At 71.9% G+C, this 15380-nt stretch carries 13 protein-coding genes; all 13 read right to left on the bottom strand.

Annotation, left to right across the window (positions count from 1 at the left end):
• Positions 1-999 carry a beta-ketoacyl synthase N-terminal-like domain-containing protein gene (locus AB6L24_RS01155; RefSeq protein ID WP_405650954.1) on the bottom strand — a complete coding sequence of 333 codons (999 nt, stop codon included), beginning with the start codon at positions 997-999 and terminating at the stop codon, positions 1-3.
• Positions 986-2314, bottom strand: coding sequence for a beta-ketoacyl-[acyl-carrier-protein] synthase family protein (locus AB6L24_RS01150; RefSeq protein ID WP_405650952.1), 1329 nt, complete (start codon positions 2312-2314; stop codon positions 986-988). The genes AB6L24_RS01155 and AB6L24_RS01150 overlap by 14 nt, the downstream gene beginning before the upstream one ends.
• The gene (locus tag AB6L24_RS01145) at positions 2311-3189 is read right to left on the bottom strand and encodes a beta-ketoacyl synthase N-terminal-like domain-containing protein (RefSeq protein ID WP_405650951.1); all 879 of its coding nucleotides are present in this window, start codon (positions 3187-3189) and stop codon (positions 2311-2313) included. The genes AB6L24_RS01150 and AB6L24_RS01145 overlap by 4 nt, the downstream gene beginning before the upstream one ends.
• Positions 3186-4325 carry a beta-ketoacyl synthase N-terminal-like domain-containing protein gene (locus tag AB6L24_RS01140; protein ID WP_405650948.1) on the bottom strand — a complete coding sequence of 380 codons (1140 nt, stop codon included), beginning with the start codon at positions 4323-4325 and terminating at the stop codon, positions 3186-3188. The genes AB6L24_RS01145 and AB6L24_RS01140 overlap by 4 nt, the downstream gene beginning before the upstream one ends.
• Positions 4322-6037 carry a class I adenylate-forming enzyme family protein gene (locus AB6L24_RS01135; RefSeq protein ID WP_405650946.1) on the bottom strand — a complete coding sequence of 572 codons (1716 nt, stop codon included), beginning with the start codon at positions 6035-6037 and terminating at the stop codon, positions 4322-4324. Before AB6L24_RS01135 ends, AB6L24_RS01140 begins: the two co-directional genes overlap by 4 nt.
• Positions 6034-6273 carry an acyl carrier protein gene (locus AB6L24_RS01130; protein WP_100112324.1) on the bottom strand — a complete coding sequence of 80 codons (240 nt, stop codon included), beginning with the start codon at positions 6271-6273 and terminating at the stop codon, positions 6034-6036. The genes AB6L24_RS01135 and AB6L24_RS01130 overlap by 4 nt, the downstream gene beginning before the upstream one ends.
• 81 nt (positions 6274-6354) lie before the next feature.
• Entirely contained in the window at positions 6355-6810 is a 456-nt protein-coding gene (locus AB6L24_RS01125; protein ID WP_405650944.1) for a PaaI family thioesterase, read from the bottom strand.
• Positions 6811-6830: 20 nt separating this feature from the next.
• Positions 6831-8303 (bottom strand): MFS transporter, encoded by a 1473-nt coding sequence (locus AB6L24_RS01120; RefSeq protein WP_405650942.1) that lies wholly within the window; start codon positions 8301-8303, stop codon positions 6831-6833.
• Positions 8300-9835, bottom strand: a complete 1536-nt coding sequence (locus AB6L24_RS01115) for a class I adenylate-forming enzyme family protein (RefSeq protein ID WP_405650940.1) — start codon at positions 9833-9835, stop codon at positions 8300-8302. Before AB6L24_RS01115 ends, AB6L24_RS01120 begins: the two co-directional genes overlap by 4 nt.
• A gap of 14 nt (positions 9836-9849) precedes the next feature.
• Positions 9850-11946, bottom strand: coding sequence for an FAD-dependent monooxygenase (locus tag AB6L24_RS01110; RefSeq protein ID WP_405650938.1), 2097 nt, complete (start codon positions 11944-11946; stop codon positions 9850-9852).
• Between the two features lie 53 nt (positions 11947-11999).
• Complete coding sequence (locus AB6L24_RS01105; RefSeq protein ID WP_405650936.1) at positions 12000-13757, bottom strand: B12-binding domain-containing radical SAM protein; 1758 nt, start codon at positions 13755-13757, stop codon at positions 12000-12002.
• A gap of 232 nt (positions 13758-13989) precedes the next feature.
• Positions 13990-14493 carry a dihydrofolate reductase gene (locus AB6L24_RS01100; RefSeq protein WP_405650934.1) on the bottom strand — a complete coding sequence of 168 codons (504 nt, stop codon included), beginning with the start codon at positions 14491-14493 and terminating at the stop codon, positions 13990-13992.
• Between the two features lie 38 nt (positions 14494-14531).
• A complete protein-coding gene (locus AB6L24_RS01095) occupies positions 14532-15329 on the bottom strand; it encodes a thymidylate synthase (protein WP_405650931.1) in 798 nt (265 codons plus the stop codon).
• Positions 15330-15380: the final 51 nt, after the last annotated feature.

Here is a 15380-nt window from a genome sequence, read left to right as displayed (position 1 = left end):
TCAGGTGCGGGCTCTCGGTGCGGTGCGCGCGTCCGGCTCCCCGGCGCGGCGGGGCGCGACGGTCAGGTCGGCCCACGCGAGCGTGCCCTGGGCGGAGGCGGCGAGGACGGCGCGCCGGGTGGGGGCCGGGTGCTCCTGCGCGAACAGGCCGAGGACGCGCCGCAGGGGGACGAGGCACCCGGCCTGCGCCGGAGACGGCACGAGCACGACCTCGCGCCCGCCGCTGAGGCCGTCAAGCCACCGGGCGACGGCCGTCCCCACCGCGGAGTCGTCGAGGACGGCGTCGATCCGGCCCGGCGGGTCGGCGCCCGCCAACGGCCCGAGGACGGCGGCGACTTCGCGCGCGGCCGCGACGGGATCCAGGAACGCGCCGCGCGCCCGGCACGTGCCGTAGCCCGCGTCACCACTCACGACGGGCTCGCACTGCAGCACCGCGGCACCCGCCTCCGAGCGGGGACCGGTCGACTGGGCGGGCGACAGCGCCTCCTCGACCGCGCCCACCAGGACCGCCCGGGCCCGGCCCGCGGCGACCGCGCGGGCCGCTGTCCCCAGCGCCTCGAGACCGGCGGTGACGGGGGAGTTCACGGTGAGGTTGAAGCCGGTGATGTCGTGCTCCATCGACAGGCGGCTCGCGAACGAACTCATGGCGATGAAGGGGCTGCTGGACGGCGACATCTCCTCGGCGCCGTCGCGCATGATGATCTGGTCCAGCTCCTCCAGGAGAGCGGCGCCGGTGTTGTTGACGGCCACCGCCGCCGCCCGCAGGTTCCGCTCGGTCTTCGCGAACCGGTCCCCGGCGTCGCCGACCGCAAGCCTCGACGCGGCGAGGAGGTACTTGCAGGCGTCGGGCAGCCGCCGGTAGCCACGGCCGGGCAGCGCGACCTCGGCCCGGAACCAGCCGGGAACCGCCTCCCGCGCCGGATCCAGTGCTCCCTCGGGCCCCGGGACACCCGGCGCCACCAGTCCCAGGCCCACGACGGCCAGTTCACCTGTGCTCACCGGGTGCCCCCTCCGCATCCTCCGCGGCCACACCCTCGCCGAGCCGGGCCACGCCCTCGCCGACCCGGGCCACGCCCCCGCCGACCCGGGTCACACCCTCGCCGCCCCCGACCACGTCCCCGACTGCCCCGACTACGTCCCGGACGACGAGTGACGTGTTGTTGCCGCCGAACGCGTACGTGTTGACCAGGACCGCGGGCGCCCCCAACCGCACCGGACCCTCCTGCGGAACCCACACGTCGCACTCCGGGTCCTGCTCGATCGGGGTGTTCGCCGGGCTCGTCCGGTGGCGCAGCATCAGCGTCGCCGTGAGGCAGGCGAACGCGCCCGCCGCACCGGTCGTGTGACCGATCATCGCCTTGAGCGAGAAGAGCGGCAGCGCCCGCGTCCGCTCGCCGAACACCCGGTGCAGCGCCTGGCTCTCCACCACGTCGTTGAGCGGCGTGCCCGTGCCATGGGGGATGACGCAGCCCACATCGGAGCTGCTCAGACCGGCGTCGGCCAGCGCCTCGGTCATCGCGCGCACGATCTGGTCGCCGGACGGATCGGGGGCCGTCGGATGGTAGGCGTCGCAACTCCACGCCGCACCGGCCAGCTCGGCGTACGGCTCGGCGCCGCGCCGCCGGGCGTGCCCGGCCGCCTCGAGCACGAGCATGGCCGAGCCGTCGCCGAACATCGTGCCCGCCCGGTTCCGGTCGAACGGCCGACAGCGCACCGGATCCGCGGCCCCCAGCCGGTTGAAGGCCCCGATCCCCGCCCGCGTGACCCCCTCGGCCCCGCCGACAAGCACCGTCGTCGCCTCGCCCGCGCGGATCATGTCCAGGGCGATCGTCAGGGCGTAGCCACTGGCCGAACAGGCGTTGCCCACACTGGTCGACGCCGCCCGCGAGCCGATCTCCGCGCCCACGACAGCGGCCGCGGGCGTCAGCGTCGACCACGTGTTCCGGCCCGCGCTGCGCTGGATCTCCTGCATGTCCGCGTTGCCGAGCTCCACCCCGAGCACCACGGGAACACCGGCGCGCGCCGCCCGCTCCACCCCGGCGTCGGCGAGCGCCTGCTCGGCCGCGGCCACCGCCAGGCGCGGGCTGCTGCCCAGCTCCACCCCGGCGTGGCGCGCCGGTTGCGCGGGCACGTCCGCCCGGTCGACCAGATACATCTTCGTCGTCCGCATGTTGAGGTGCGGCAGCGGCACCTCGGCGGGCTCCCCGCCGCCCGCGAGCAGGCCGTCCCAGTGCGCGGCGACACCGGTACCCAGGCAGGAGATCGCGCCCAGGCCCGTGATGACGACACGTCGGTCGCCGTCGTACGTGGTCATGTGTGCCTCCCCCGAGAGGTCCTGAGGACCAGCGCCGAGACCGAGGTCCCGTCGCTCTCCCCGGCCCCGGCACCCGCGACGGCGAGCACCGCCTCACCTTCCGCGACGTCCGGCCCTTCCAGCCGCTCCACGGCCAGCGCGCACTGCACCACGCCCAGGGCGCCGGAGCACCGCCCGAACCGTGCGTTCGCCTCGTCGCCCAGTCGCGGGACCGCCGTGGCGCCCGCCGCCCGGACGGCCGACCGCTCGTCGCCCGCCCTGCCGTATCCGGCGATCTCCGCGCGGATCCGCGCACCGCGGCGCACGGCCTGCCGCACCGGCTCGATCACCAGGCCCACGGCCCCGTCGATCCATCGGGAACCGGCGGTCTCCCGGTGCAGTCGGGCCACCGCAGGGCTGTCCGGCTCCACGCCGATCACCAGGGCCGCCGTGGCCCGGCGCGCCGCGATCAGGTTCCGGGCCGCGGCCACGGCGTCGAGGCCGCCCGAAGCACCGTCGCACAGCGTCAGATTCGGGCCGCGGATGCCGTGGTCGAGCGCCACCCAGGCCGCCGAGACGGCGCTCGACAGCTGCGGTACCCGCATCGGGCCGATCTCCGAACTGGCCCCGGCGGTGAGCGTCGTGACGGTGTCGCACACCGGGTCCAGGTTCCCGAAGTTGCTGGAGACGACCACCGCCGCACCGCCCAGCTCGGGCGCGTCGAGCAGACCGGCGTCCTCGAGCGCCCGCCGCGCCGCCCGCACCGCGAACCGCGACGCCCTGTCCTTGTGCCGCATGCCCCGCACGGCCAGCGCGGTCACGGGGTCGAAGTCGGGTCCCGCCACCGCCCAGCCCACACCGGTGACAGCGGTCCGCACGGTCGCGCCCGCCCTCACCGCGGGGCCCCTTCCACGATCGCCACGGCGTTGATCCCGCCCATGCCGACGGCGTGCACCTGCGCGGTGCCGAGCGGTTCCGTCGCGGGCCGACCGGACACGATCCGCAGCTCGCGCGTCTCCTCGATCGGGTCGGTGAGGTCGCTGACCGGGGGCACGGTCCGGGACCGGATCGCCTCAAGTGCCACGACGAGGTTCAGCAGTCCCGCGCCGCCGGAGATGTGGCCCATGCCGCCCTTGATCGCCGTGACGAGCGGGCCGGGGTCGGCGCCCTTGAACACGTCCCGCAGCGCGACCGCCTCGGCCAGGTCGCTCTGCGGTGTGCCGCTCCCGTGCACGATCACCAGGCCGATGTCCTCAGGGACGACCGACGCGCGATCGTGCGCCTCCTCGATCGCGCGGACGATCCCCGCGGCGTCCGGCGCCGTCGGATGCGACGCGTCGCAGTTCATGCTCACGCCCCGGACCAGGCCGTGGACGCGGCCGGGGTGCGCACCGGCGCGGCGCAGCACCACCGCCACCGCGCCCTCGCCCATGATCATGCCGCGCCGGGACCGGTCGAACGCGCGGATCGTGTCCGGCGGCGGGAACTGGATCCGGTCGAACCCGCCGAACGAGCTCTCGGTGATGGCGTCGGTTCCCGCCACCACCACGGTGTCCGCCTCCCCGAGGGCGATCAGGTCGGTGGCCATCCCCAGGCCGTACAGCGAGGCCGCGCAGGCGCTGGCGATCGTCTGCACGTCGGACAGGCCGAGGGCGGCCCGCAGCGCCGAGGTGAAGTGCAGGTCCGTGGGGGACAGGTCGCCGTCGTGGCGCCACCACAGCTCGGCGGTCCGCATCTCCCGGTGCGTGGTCCCGACCAGGACCGGCAGGCCGGGCTCCGGTTCCGGCAGTCCCGCGTCGGCCAGCGCCTCCCGCACGACACGGACGAGCCAGCGGGTCGCCCGGAGGGGTTCGTCCACACCGGGGCGCACCCGGTCCGGCACCTCGTACGCCGCCCCCGCGCGGTACTTGGACCGGTCGAACACCGAGAGCGGCGCCGGGCCCGACCGCCCGGAGCACAGGGCGCCGTGGATCCCGGTGACGGTGTCGCCCAGCGCGCAGATCGCGCTCATGCCGCTGATCTCCCAGCTCATGTCCCGCCCTCCGGACCGCCGCCAGGATCGCCCTCCGGACCGCCACCCGGACCGGAGTCTCGACCGCCGCCAGGACCGCCCTCCGGACCGGAGCCCGGACCACCGCCGGGCGCACCGGCCCCGTCGCGCAGCCGGAAGCGTGCCAGCTTCCCGTTGGCCGTCACGGGGAGCCGGTCGATGGTCTCGACCCGGGACGGCCTCTTGTACGGCGGCAGGTCGACGCGCAGCGCCACCCGCACCGCCTTGCGGACCTCGTCCGGACGGGCCGGGTCCCGCGCCACGACGTAGACGGTCGCCTGCTCGAGCCCCGTGGTGTCCGTGCTGCCGACCACCGCGCAGTCGGCGACCTCGGCGACCTGCCGGACCACGTGCTCGATCTCGGCCGGTGCGATCTTGTAGCCGCCGAGCAGGAGCATGTCGTCGGCGCGGCCGACGTGGCAGAGGTCGCCGCCGGTCGCACGGAAGGCGATGTCCCCGGTGTAGACGCCGCCGTCGGCGAACGCGCGGGCGGTGTCCTCGGGCCGGTCCAGGTAGCCGAGCGCGGCCGACTCCGTCGCGATGTGCAGGCGGCCGTGGACTCCGTCGCCGACCGGTCGGCCGTCGTCATCGCGCACGGTCGCCGTCACCCCGGGCACCGGGAAGCCGATCGACCCCGGGTCTGCGGCCACGCCCTGTCCCACGGCGGCCGCCACGACTGTGTGCAGGACCTCGGTCGCGCCGAACCCGTTGAGCAGCGGCACCTCGAACATCTCGGTGATCCGGGCGGCCAGTTCGCCCGGCAACTGCTCTCCGGTGGCCACGGCGAGCCGCAGCGAGCCGGTCTCGACCGCCTTGCCCTGCTCGGCGAGCCTGAGCAGGCCCGCGTAGAGGCGGGGCACGGAGAACAGCACGGTCGGCCGGTACGTGTCGAGGGCCGCCGCCACACCGTAGGCATCCGCAGGACCGTCGAGGAGCACCGAACGCGCGCCCGCCGCGAACGGATGGAGCAGCGAGTTGCCGAACCCGTACCCGAACGACAGCTTCGCGGTGGACAGGACGACGTCGTCCGGAGTGAGCGCCAGCATGCTGCCGACGCCGCGCTGGATCGCGTGCACCGCCCGCAGGCAGTGTCGTACACCCCGGGGTCTGCCGGTGCTGCCGGAGGTGTACTGCACCAGCAGCTCGTCGTCCGCGCCGAAGCGGGTCGGCGGCGGGGCCTGGCCCGCGCGCCCGGAGCCGAGGCCGGGTCCAGGGCCGGTGCCGACCCCGATGATCGGCCCCACTCGCCCCACGCGCCCCACGTGCCCCACATGCCCAATAAGCCCCACGCTCCCCGCCGCCCGCCGCGCCACGTCGACCCCGCCCAACTCGGCCCGCAGCGCCGCCTCCTGCGCCCCGGCGACGTACAGCTCGACGTACTCCGCCCCGCAGTCCCGCACGATGAAGCCCAGCTCCGCGGGCCGCAGCATCGGGTGCAGGACGACGGGCACGCATCCGTGCCACCACAGGGCGAGCACGGCGGTGACCGCGGCCACGGAGTCGTCGGAGACGACGACCGCGCGACAGCCGGGCCGCACTCCGGCGGCCCGCAGGGCCCCGGCGCGGTCCGTCACCGCGGCCCGCATCCGCGCGTAGCTGACCTCGCCGACCCGGCGGTCCACGGCGCAGGGGCGGCTGCCGGGATGGCCGAGCAGCAGCTCGACGGGGTTCGCGGCGCCGGTGGCGGGGCTCATGGCACCTGATGCCGGTCGTGCAGCAGCCGCATCACGTCTCCGACGCTGTCCATCCGCGCGGCGTCCGCCGGGTCGAACTCCGCTCCGGTGGCCCGTTCGAGGGCCACGACGAACTCCGCCTTGTGCAGGGAATCCATCTCCAGGTCCCCGTAGAACGACTTGTCGATCCCGACATCGGCGACGTCGAGTTCCAGGACGCCCGCCACCAACTCCCGCACATCCCGGTCGGTCAACACGGCATTCTCGTCTCCTTCGCCGATTCGTGGTCGGAGCGCACGGCGCCGGTTCGGTCGCTCGCGCGGGCCCGCACGCTCAACTCATTTCTTGGCTTTTCTGATCGCCTCGGTGACGACCGACTCACTGGTCACCCGTCCGCCTTGGCGGACCGAGACACGGACCACGGCGGAGCGCTCGTCCATCGTGTCGAGCGTGGCCTCGGCACACACGTCACCGGGGCGCGTCATCGTCAGGTACGTCACGTTCAACTGGGTCGTGGCGAAGACCATGTCGTCCTCGAGAACGCTGAACAGGGCGAAACCGGCGGCCTGGTCGTGCATGCCCGCGACATGGCCGCCGAAGGCCACATTCGGCTCCACGCAGAGTTCGTCGGGAATGTGGAAGGTGACCGCGACGAACCCCGACCGCCACTCCATCGCCACGACCCGCAGACACAGGCGCTCGACATAGGGCGGCACCGGGGTGTTGCCGGCGGCGATCACATCGAGCATCTTCTGCCGCATCGTCACGGCACCCGACGGCGAGGATCCGTCCACGTGTGTTCCCACCTTTCCTGTCATGAAGTCGGACCGTCGTGGTCGGCACGGCTGCCGCGGGCGATGAGCCACACGAGCGCGGACGCGAGGGCGAAAGCCGTCACCACCACGACGAGCCCGAGCATCATGTCGGTCCGCAGACGCGGATAGTCGAGGTCCGTCAGCTCCCCGTGGAACCCCCGGAAGAACGCGAGCCCGATCACCGCCACCCCCAGCGAGGAGCCGAGCTGCTGGGCGGTGGAGAGCGCCCCGGAGACCGCCCCGGAATCGTCATGGCGGACCCGGGCCATCACGAAGTTCAACAGCGGCCCGAGCACCAGGCCGAGGCCCAGACCGGTGAGCACCATCGTCGGCGCCATCGCCCAGCCGAGATGCCGCCCCGAGCCGTTCCAGCCGATCGTGGCGATCATCAAGGCGCTGCCGATCACGCAGAGGGCGCAGCCGGCGAGCAGGGTGCGGGGCGCGGTGAAACGGGCCACGACACGGGCCGACCACAACGACGTGACCGTGCTCCCCACCGCGTACGGCGCCATGGCCGCCGCCGTCGCGAGCGCCCCGTAGCCGAGGCCGTATTGAAGGGTGATGGAGAAGTAGAGGAAGAAGGGTACGACCGCGGAGAAGTACACGAGATACAGGGCCAGGGAGAGACGGAAGGCCGGATCGCGCCACAGCCCCGGCCGCAGCAGCGGAACCTTCCCCTGCCTCTCCAGCATGGATTCGAGCCGGAGGAACACCACGAGCAGCACCGGCGCGCACAGGAGCAGCAGCCAGCCCCACAGCGGCCAGCCCTGGTCACGGCCGATCGTGAGCGGCACCAACAGCGCGATCAGGAGCAGGACGACGGTGACCGAGCCCGCGTGGTCGAGCCGCAGGCGCAGCCCCTTGTGCGCCGGGACCATCCGGGGTGCGAGGGCGATCAGGACGATTCCGACGGGCACGTTGATGAGGAAGATCGGACGCCACTGCAACCCGGCGACGTCCGCGGCGATGAGCAGCCCGGCGATGATCGGCCCCGCGATCGTCGCGCAGCTCACCACCGCGCCGAGCAGCGCGAACGCCCGCCCTCGCCGTACCGCGGGGACCGCGATGTGCAGCGTCGCGATGATCTGCGGATACAGCACGGACGCGGACAGGCCCTGCCACACCCGCGCGGCGATGAGCTGGCCGGGACCCTGCGCCAGACCGCAGGCGAGGCTCGCCAGGGTGAAGGACACGGCACCGATCATGAACATGCGCCGTCGGCCGTACAGGTCGCCGAGGCGGCCGCCGGTGATGAGCATCACCGCGTACGCGACCACATAGCCCGCGACCACCAACTGCACCTCAGGGACGCTCGCCCCGAGGTCGCGCTGGAGGCTCGGCATGGCGACGTTCACGATGGAGGTGTCGGCGAGCAGCATGAAGGCGGCGCCGAGCACGAGCGCCGCCGCCCTTCTCTCCGCCGGCAGGAACCGGTGGGAGACCGATGCAGCCGACGTGGCGGAGCCACTCATCCGAGGGGTCCGGTCGGGAGCAGCCGATGGCGGCGGACCTTCATCGTGCCGGTGAGCGGAAACTCCTCCCACGGCCGGTAGTCGACCCTGGTGTCCTCGGGCAGCCCCGCCTTGTCGCGGGCCTGCTGCCAGCGGTCCTCGTCGACCGGTTTGCCGTCGGCCGTGGCGGCCACCGCGGTGACCGTCCCGTCCCTGCCGACGATCACGACCTCGGCCAGGTCCGGCAGTTCGTCGAGCAGGACGTCCTCGGCGCGCAGGGTGCTCGCCACGCCGGGGACCTGGTCCACCTGCCGGTCGAGCAGCTCCAGATGACCGTCCGGGCGGAGCATGCCGATGTCGGCCATGGGCCACCAGCTGTCACGGCCGGGCAGCGGCGGGCGGCCGATCATCGATTCGGCGCGGGCGGGGGTGCGTACCTCGATCTGTCCGGGCGTCCCGGGCAAAAGCACGGCTCCGGTGTCGTCGACGACGCGGATCTCCATGCCGGGGAACGCGACGCCCACGTCACGTGAGTGGAGCCGGCCGGGCTCCCTGATGTCGGAGCGCCTGGTCATGAGAATCGTGACCGGGCCGGTCTCGGTCTGTCCGTACGCCTGGATGAAGGTCGGGTCGGGGTGGTCCGTCGCTTCGAGGAGTGTCCGCAGGGTGCGCGGGTGCAGCGCGTCGAAGCTGCTGATGTAGCGCTCCGCCGTGCTGAACGGGTTCGGTGTCTCGCGTGCCAGTGCTTCCCAGCGCAGGAACATGTTGGGCTGCGCTTCCAGGGTCTGCGGGCGGTGGCGCAGGAGCGCGGCGCGCACCGAGGCCAGGTCGGGGGAGGAGATGCCGAGGAACGGCACTCCGGTGTTGAGCGCCGTGAGGATGCCGGTCGACATCCGCACATGCACGAAGGACAGGCACTTCGCGCTGATCCCTGCGTAGTCGAGCGACTGCACCACATTGATCTGGGGCGCCACGTGGGCGTACAGCGAGTCCACCGTGTGTACGAGGAGTTTGGGCTTCCCGGTGGTGCCGGACGAATGCGTGATGAGGGTCGGGTCCGTGCCGGGACGGCGGGTGACCCGGTGGGTTCCCGGTTCATTGAGTGCGACCGCCCCGGTCAGTGCCGCTTCGGGCGAGAGCGTGAGGACGCCGGCCGTGATGTCGCCGAGCTGGTCCTGCCAGGGGCGCAGGGCGGCGGCGCCGTCGGCGTCGGTGAGGACGTGGGGCCGCTGGAGTTCTTTGAGGCAGTGCAGGAGATCGGCCGGGTCCATCGCCACCGACAGGAGCGCGGGCAGGGCGCCGACGCGGACGACGGCGCACTGGATGGCCTGGATGTCCAGGTGGTTGGCTTTGATCAGCGCGACGACCGCGCCCGGCCGCACCCCGGCGCCCCACAGCCGGTCGGCGTAGTCCGCGACCACGACCGCGAAGTCGTTCACCGATTCCGAGGTGCGGCACGCCGAGGTCCAGGGCGTGTCCGCGCACAGGGGGGTCTCACCGTGGTGCTCGGCGGCGCTCTCGGGCAGCAGGCCGAGATCTGCGACAGGGAGCACGGCATCCTCCTCCGCTAGGACCACTCTTGTGAAGTAGCACGATCCGGCGTCCCGTGCGGGAAGCGCCAGGGAGAGTTCATGGTTGGCCGGTCCACGACGCACAGGTCCGCGCGTCCGGCGAGGACGATCGTGTCGACGTCGGACGCGGGGATCGAGCCCGACGCGATCACCGCGCACGCGCTGCCGCCGCCTGCCTGGTTGCGGATGCGGTCCGCGTACGCGTCCGGGTCCGCGTACCCGTCGCGGTCGGCCCGCGTCCCCGCGCAGACGTGCACCGCCGTCGCGCCGCGCGCGGCGAACTCGTTCGCGATCCGGACCACCGCTTCGACACCGTCCCCGTCCGGGAACCATCGCGCCGGACAGATGCGCACGCCGAGCGGCCGCTCGTCCGGCCACACGGCGCGGATCGCGTCGAACACGTCGAGCGGGTGGCGCAGCCGCCTGTGCGAGGTGCCCAGGCTGCCGTGGGCGCAGTCCAGTTCCAGCAGGTCGAACCCGGCGCCACCGGGCGCGCCGGGCCCGGCTCCGGCGGCGCGCCGGGCCGCGGCGGCGAACGCGCGGCGCAGCTCGCCCAGGGCCTCGGCGGAGCCGTCAGGGCCGTAGTGGCCGAGGCGTACGCCGATCTTCGCCGGTGAGTGCGTGTGCACGAAGTCCACCACCCGCCGCCACCCGACCGCCTGTTCACCGCTGTACAGCCCGGCACCGCCGGGCCCGGCCCGGCCCGTGGCGGACACGGCCACCGGCCCCGTAAGGACCAGGCCCGCCCCGCCGAGCGCCGCCCCGCCCAGGTGCACCAGCTCAAGGTCCCCCGGCACGCCGTCGCGGGCGGGGACCCCCGGACCGGGGGACGCCACGACGCGGTTGACCACCTCCAGGCGGCCGAGCGTGAACGGCTGGAGCATCGGCGGGCTCGCCTCGCCACGCACCTGGCCGCCCGCCCCCTCACCGCCCGCCGCGTCTGCGAACCACCGCTCCGCCCGCGCGGTGAATTCGGGGTCCCGTCGGCGCAGGCCGGTGCAGGAGACCCGGCGGCTGCGGGTCAGCAGGTTGACCGCGAACTGCTGCGGCTCCTGGTGGGTGTAGCGGTCGACGTTCTCGAACCACTCCCGGCTGGCCCGCGCCGCGCGCTGGAGGGAGCCGACCGCCGGGCGGCGCTCGGCCTCGTACGCGGCGAGGGCCGCTTCCGTACGCGGCTGTTCGCACAGGTTCCGGGCGAGGGCCAGCGCGTCCTCCATGGCGAGCTTGGTGCCCGAGCCGACGGAGAAGTGCGCCGTGTGCGCGGCGTCGCCGATCAGGACGACGTTGCCGCGGCTCCAGGTGTCGCACCGCACCGTGGGGAAGCGGAGCCAGCGCGAGTTGTTCCCGTACAGCTTCTGCCCGTTGAGGATGTCCTTGCACAGCTCGGCGATGATGCCGATCGACCGTTCGTCGCTCTCTCCCGGCGCGAGCCGTGGGGCAGTGGCGGTGGCGAACCCGGCCGCGTGCCAGGCGCTTTCGGAGAGCTCCAGGATCAGGGTGCCGGCATGACGCGAGTCGGGATAGGCGTGCACCTGTGCGGCTCCGCCCGGCGTGTCGAGGACGTGGAACGCGAACGAGTCGAGTTCCAGGTCGGTGCCCAGCCAGATGTACCGGCAGGTCCCGGTGCGGACCGTGGGCCGGAAGGTCTCCGCGTACCGCTCCCGGACGAGGGAGTTCGCCCCGTCGGCGGCCACCACGACGTCGTGGTCGGCGGCGAGGGCGTCGACGTCGGTGGCCTCGCTGCCGTGGCGCACCGGAATGCCGAGCTGGGCGCAGCGCCGCTGCAGGGCGAGGAGGAGCCCGGCGCGGCTCATCGCGGCGAAGCCGTTGCCGCCCGCCGTGAAGGTGGTGCCGCGGTAGTGCACGTCGATGTCGTCCCACCGGGTGAGCATCGGCCTCATCTCGGACAGGACGGCCGGATCGGCGCGCTCGATCCCGTTCAGGGCCTGGTCGGAGAGGACCACGCCGAACCCGAAGGTCTCGTCGGGCGCGTTCCGCTCCCAGACGGTGATCTCGTGCCCGGGGTCGAGCCGGCGGGCCAGGGCGCTGAAGTACAGCCCACCGGGACCACCCCCGATCACAGCGATCCGCACCGGGACCTCCCGCGGTCTGCCGATGCGTCCAGGGCCTGCGCCGGCGCGTCCATCTAGGCCCCGCGGAGGGGGGACGAGGCGGCCGACGACGTCAGGATGTCCTCGATCATCTGCGGCGGGACGGTGGCGTCGTCGAACCAGCGGCCGCCGAGCGGCCGGGGGATCGGCATGATCTGGTCGTTGGTGTAGGCGAGGACCTTGCGGTTGTAGTGCCGGATCTCGTCGCGCAGGTCGGCGGGCAGCTTCTGGTCGAGCAGGAGGGCGCGTTCCATTTCCCCGAGGAGTTCCCGGGTCTCCTCGATGGTCCTCAGCACGGCCTTGCAGAATCCGGCGGGAAGCACTCCGTGTTCCCCCTTGATCTCCACCAGGCGCGTGATCGCCTCGTACGAGACGTCCTGCAGCGCGCGCCGGTCCAGCCACCGCGTCTCGTAGTTCAGCCGCCGGTACCACAGGGGTTCGACCATGGCCTGACGGTGTTCTTCGAGGGTGCGGTGGTGGATGCGGTAGCCGTGTTTCTCCGGTTCCTCGAAGAACTGGGAGCCCGGGTCGAGGAACGGCACCATCGGGCAGATGAGCGGAAGGGCGGCCCGGCCGCCGAACTTCCGGATGAGTCGCTCGGAGTACGCGATCGTGTCCATCACCGATTGCCGGTCCTGGTGGGGCATGCCGATGAAGAACCAGATCATGATTCCTTTCACGCCCGCGTCCAGGGCGCGCGGAATCCATTCCTCCATCTGCTCCATGGTGTAGTTGCCGCGCCCGGCCGCCTTGCTGATCTTCAGGTCGTGGGACTCGGGGGACAGCATGATGTAGGAATCCGTGGAATCGCCCATCTTCTGGAGGATGTCGAGGGGCGTCAGGCTGAACTGCTCGAAGTGGACGCTCTTGTAGCCGAGTTCTTTCACGGCGTCCAGATACTGGTGCATCCGCGTGCGGTTCTCGGAGTAGCACTGGAGGGCGTATATCGAGGTGCGCTTCGCGGCCTCGCGCATGGTGCGGAGCTCTTCGACGACGAGGTCGTTGTCCTTCTGCACCAGGGTCCTGCGGACCCCCATGATGTTGCGGTAGGCGAACCGCGATCCGCCGCACCAGCCGCAGTCGTGCGCGCATCCGGTGTTGGGCAGCGTCATGATGAGCTTGGGCGCCGAAGGGCCGCCGTCGGGGGCCTCGCGGTAGTACGACCAGTCGTTGCGGACGTTGTTGTAGTTGCTGTCCGGCGTGTGCGAGAAGCCGGTGGCCCGGACCTCGCCGTCGACCTTGTACAGCAGGTTCGGGATGGACCGGAAGTCCCTGTCGCCCCGCCGGACCCTGCTGACGAGTTCGGTGACCGGGTCGAGGGTGTCGTATCCCTGGACGACGACGTCGACACTCGGGTACGTGATGAGCTGGTCGGCGTAGTACGTCGCCGAGATGCCGCCGAAGACGGTGAGCGCATCGGGATGCACTTCCTTCACGACGGCGGCGAGTTCGACCGAACCGTGACAGTGCGCCATCCAGTGCAGGTCGAACCCGAAGATCGGGGCCTCGAAACGGGCGAGCAGCCGTTTGACGTCCAGTTCGGGATGCAGCAGCATCAGCGAGGCGACATTGACGATTTTCGTGTCGAATCCGGCTTCGGCGAGGCGCTGCTTTATCGAGAACCAGCCGATGGGATAGATCTCGTACACCGAGGTGACATTGACGCTGTCGCTGTCGCTGAGATAGGCGAACAGCATGTCGTCGCGCTCACGGAATTCATAGACGCTGGGCGCGTGCAATAAGAAGAGATCAGCTTCAAGGCGCGATGTTGACGGCTGCTCCGTGATGGCCATTCACGGCCTCCCCTGGCTCGCTCGTCGCCAGCAAGATTCACCATGGTTTCCGCCCGCTGAAAGGTTTGTCAAGGGTCGTACGACCGGCGCCGTAATGCCATGAAGCGTTACTGGTCAACAGAAGTCCGCAACCGGAATCTGACCAGTGCATTTCAAGTGTCGGAAGTTGCCGAATTGATCAGGGCGGTGTGCCGGTAATTGATCCGGCGGCGATTCGGCGGCGATTCGGCGGTTACCGATCGTATCGGCGGATGCGATAGCGAAGACCGGATGTGGAGGTCTGCCAGCCTTTGTCCTCGGTGACCTTCCACATCGGGCCGAGGGTCGGAGCGTACGTGTCGCCCCGCACCGGTGCGTCGACCTCGGTCACCGAGAGCGTCGTGGCGTGCTCCAGGGCCGCCCGGTAGATCTCGCCGCCGCCGATCACCCACGCCGTGGCGGGGACGCCGGGCGCCGACGCCGTGGTCGCGCGTTCCAGGGCCTGTGTGATGGACCCGGCGCGTTCCGCGCCCTCGGCCGACCAGAGCGGATCGCGCGTCACCACGACGTTGCGCCTGCCGGGCAGCGGACGGAAGCGCGCGGGCAGCGAGTCCCACGTCTTGCGGCCCATCACCACGGGATGCCCGAGGGTGGTGGCCTTGAAGTGGGCCATGTCCTCGGGCAGCCGCCACGGAATGCCGTTGTCCGCACCGATCACGCCGTCGAGGGACTGCGCCCAAATCAGCCCGACGGTCATGCCGCCCGTCCCGACGCTCCCACCGCTCCGCCCGGCGTTCATACCGCGACCGGGGCCTTGATGGCCGGGTGGTGCCGGTAGTCGACCACTTCCACGTCGGAGTAGGCGTAGTCGAAGAGCGAGTCGGCCTGGCGCAGCCGCAGCCGGGGGAACGCGTACGGGGCGCGCGAGAGCTGCTCGGTCACCTGCTCGACGTGGTTGTCGTAGATGTGGCAGTCGCCGCCGGTCCAGATGAAGTCACCCGGCTCGAGGCCGACCTGCTGCGCCACCATGTGCGTGAGCAGGGCGTAGCTGGCGATGTTGAACGGGACGCCGAGGAACAGGTCCGCGCTGCGCTGGTACAGCTGGCAGGAGAGCTTGCCGTCGGCCACGTAGAACTGGAAGAAGGCGTGGCACGGAGCGAGCGCCATCTTGTCGAGCTCGCCGACGTTCCAGGCGGAGACGATCATCCGGCGGGAGTCCGGGTTCCGGCGCAGCGTGTCGAGGACCTCGCTGAGCTGGTCGATGTGCCCGCCGTCCGGGGTGGGCCAGGAGCGCCACTGGGCGCCGTAGACGGGGCCGAGGTCGCCCTTGGCGTCGGCCCACTCGTCCCAGATGGTGACGCCGTGCTCCCGAAGCCAGCCGACGTTGGAGTCGCCGCGCAGGAACCACAGGAGTTCGTACACGATGGACTTCAGGTGCACCTTCTTGGTGGTGACCAGCGGAAACCCCTGGGAGAGGTCATAGCGCAATTGGTGCCCGAAGATGCTTCGGGTGCCGGTGCCCGTCCGGTCGGCCTTGGCCGTCCCGGAGGTGAGCACCGACTTCAACAGGTCTTCGTACTGGGTGTCCGCCACAGGCGTCGATTCTACGGGCCACCTGCGGGTGCACTCGACGACCGTGCCTCC

The sequence above is a fragment of the Streptomyces sp. RK9 genome, from assembly GCF_045070545.1.
Lineage (GTDB): Bacteria > Actinomycetota > Actinomycetes > Streptomycetales > Streptomycetaceae > Streptomyces > Streptomyces alboflavus.
This window is presented reverse-complemented; position numbering and strand designations above follow the sequence as displayed.

Excerpts from the sequence above, each read along its gene's own strand:
- AB6L24_RS01150 (WP_405650952.1), bottom strand. The coding sequence starts at position 2,314 with ATGACCACGTACGACGGCGACCGACGTGTCGTCATCACGGGCCTGGGC.
- AB6L24_RS01135 (WP_405650946.1), bottom strand. The coding sequence starts at position 6,037 with ATGAGCCCCGCCACCGGCGCCGCGAACCCCGTCGAGCTGCTGCTCGGC.
- AB6L24_RS01105 (WP_405650936.1), bottom strand. The coding sequence starts at position 13,757 with ATGGCCATCACGGAGCAGCCGTCAACATCGCGCCTTGAAGCTGATCTC.
- AB6L24_RS01120 (WP_405650942.1), bottom strand. The coding sequence starts at position 8,303 with ATGAGTGGCTCCGCCACGTCGGCTGCATCGGTCTCCCACCGGTTCCTG.
- AB6L24_RS01100 (WP_405650934.1), bottom strand. The coding sequence starts at position 14,493 with ATGACCGTCGGGCTGATTTGGGCGCAGTCCCTCGACGGCGTGATCGGT.
- AB6L24_RS01140 (WP_405650948.1), bottom strand. The coding sequence starts at position 4,325 with ATGAGCTGGGAGATCAGCGGCATGAGCGCGATCTGCGCGCTGGGCGAC.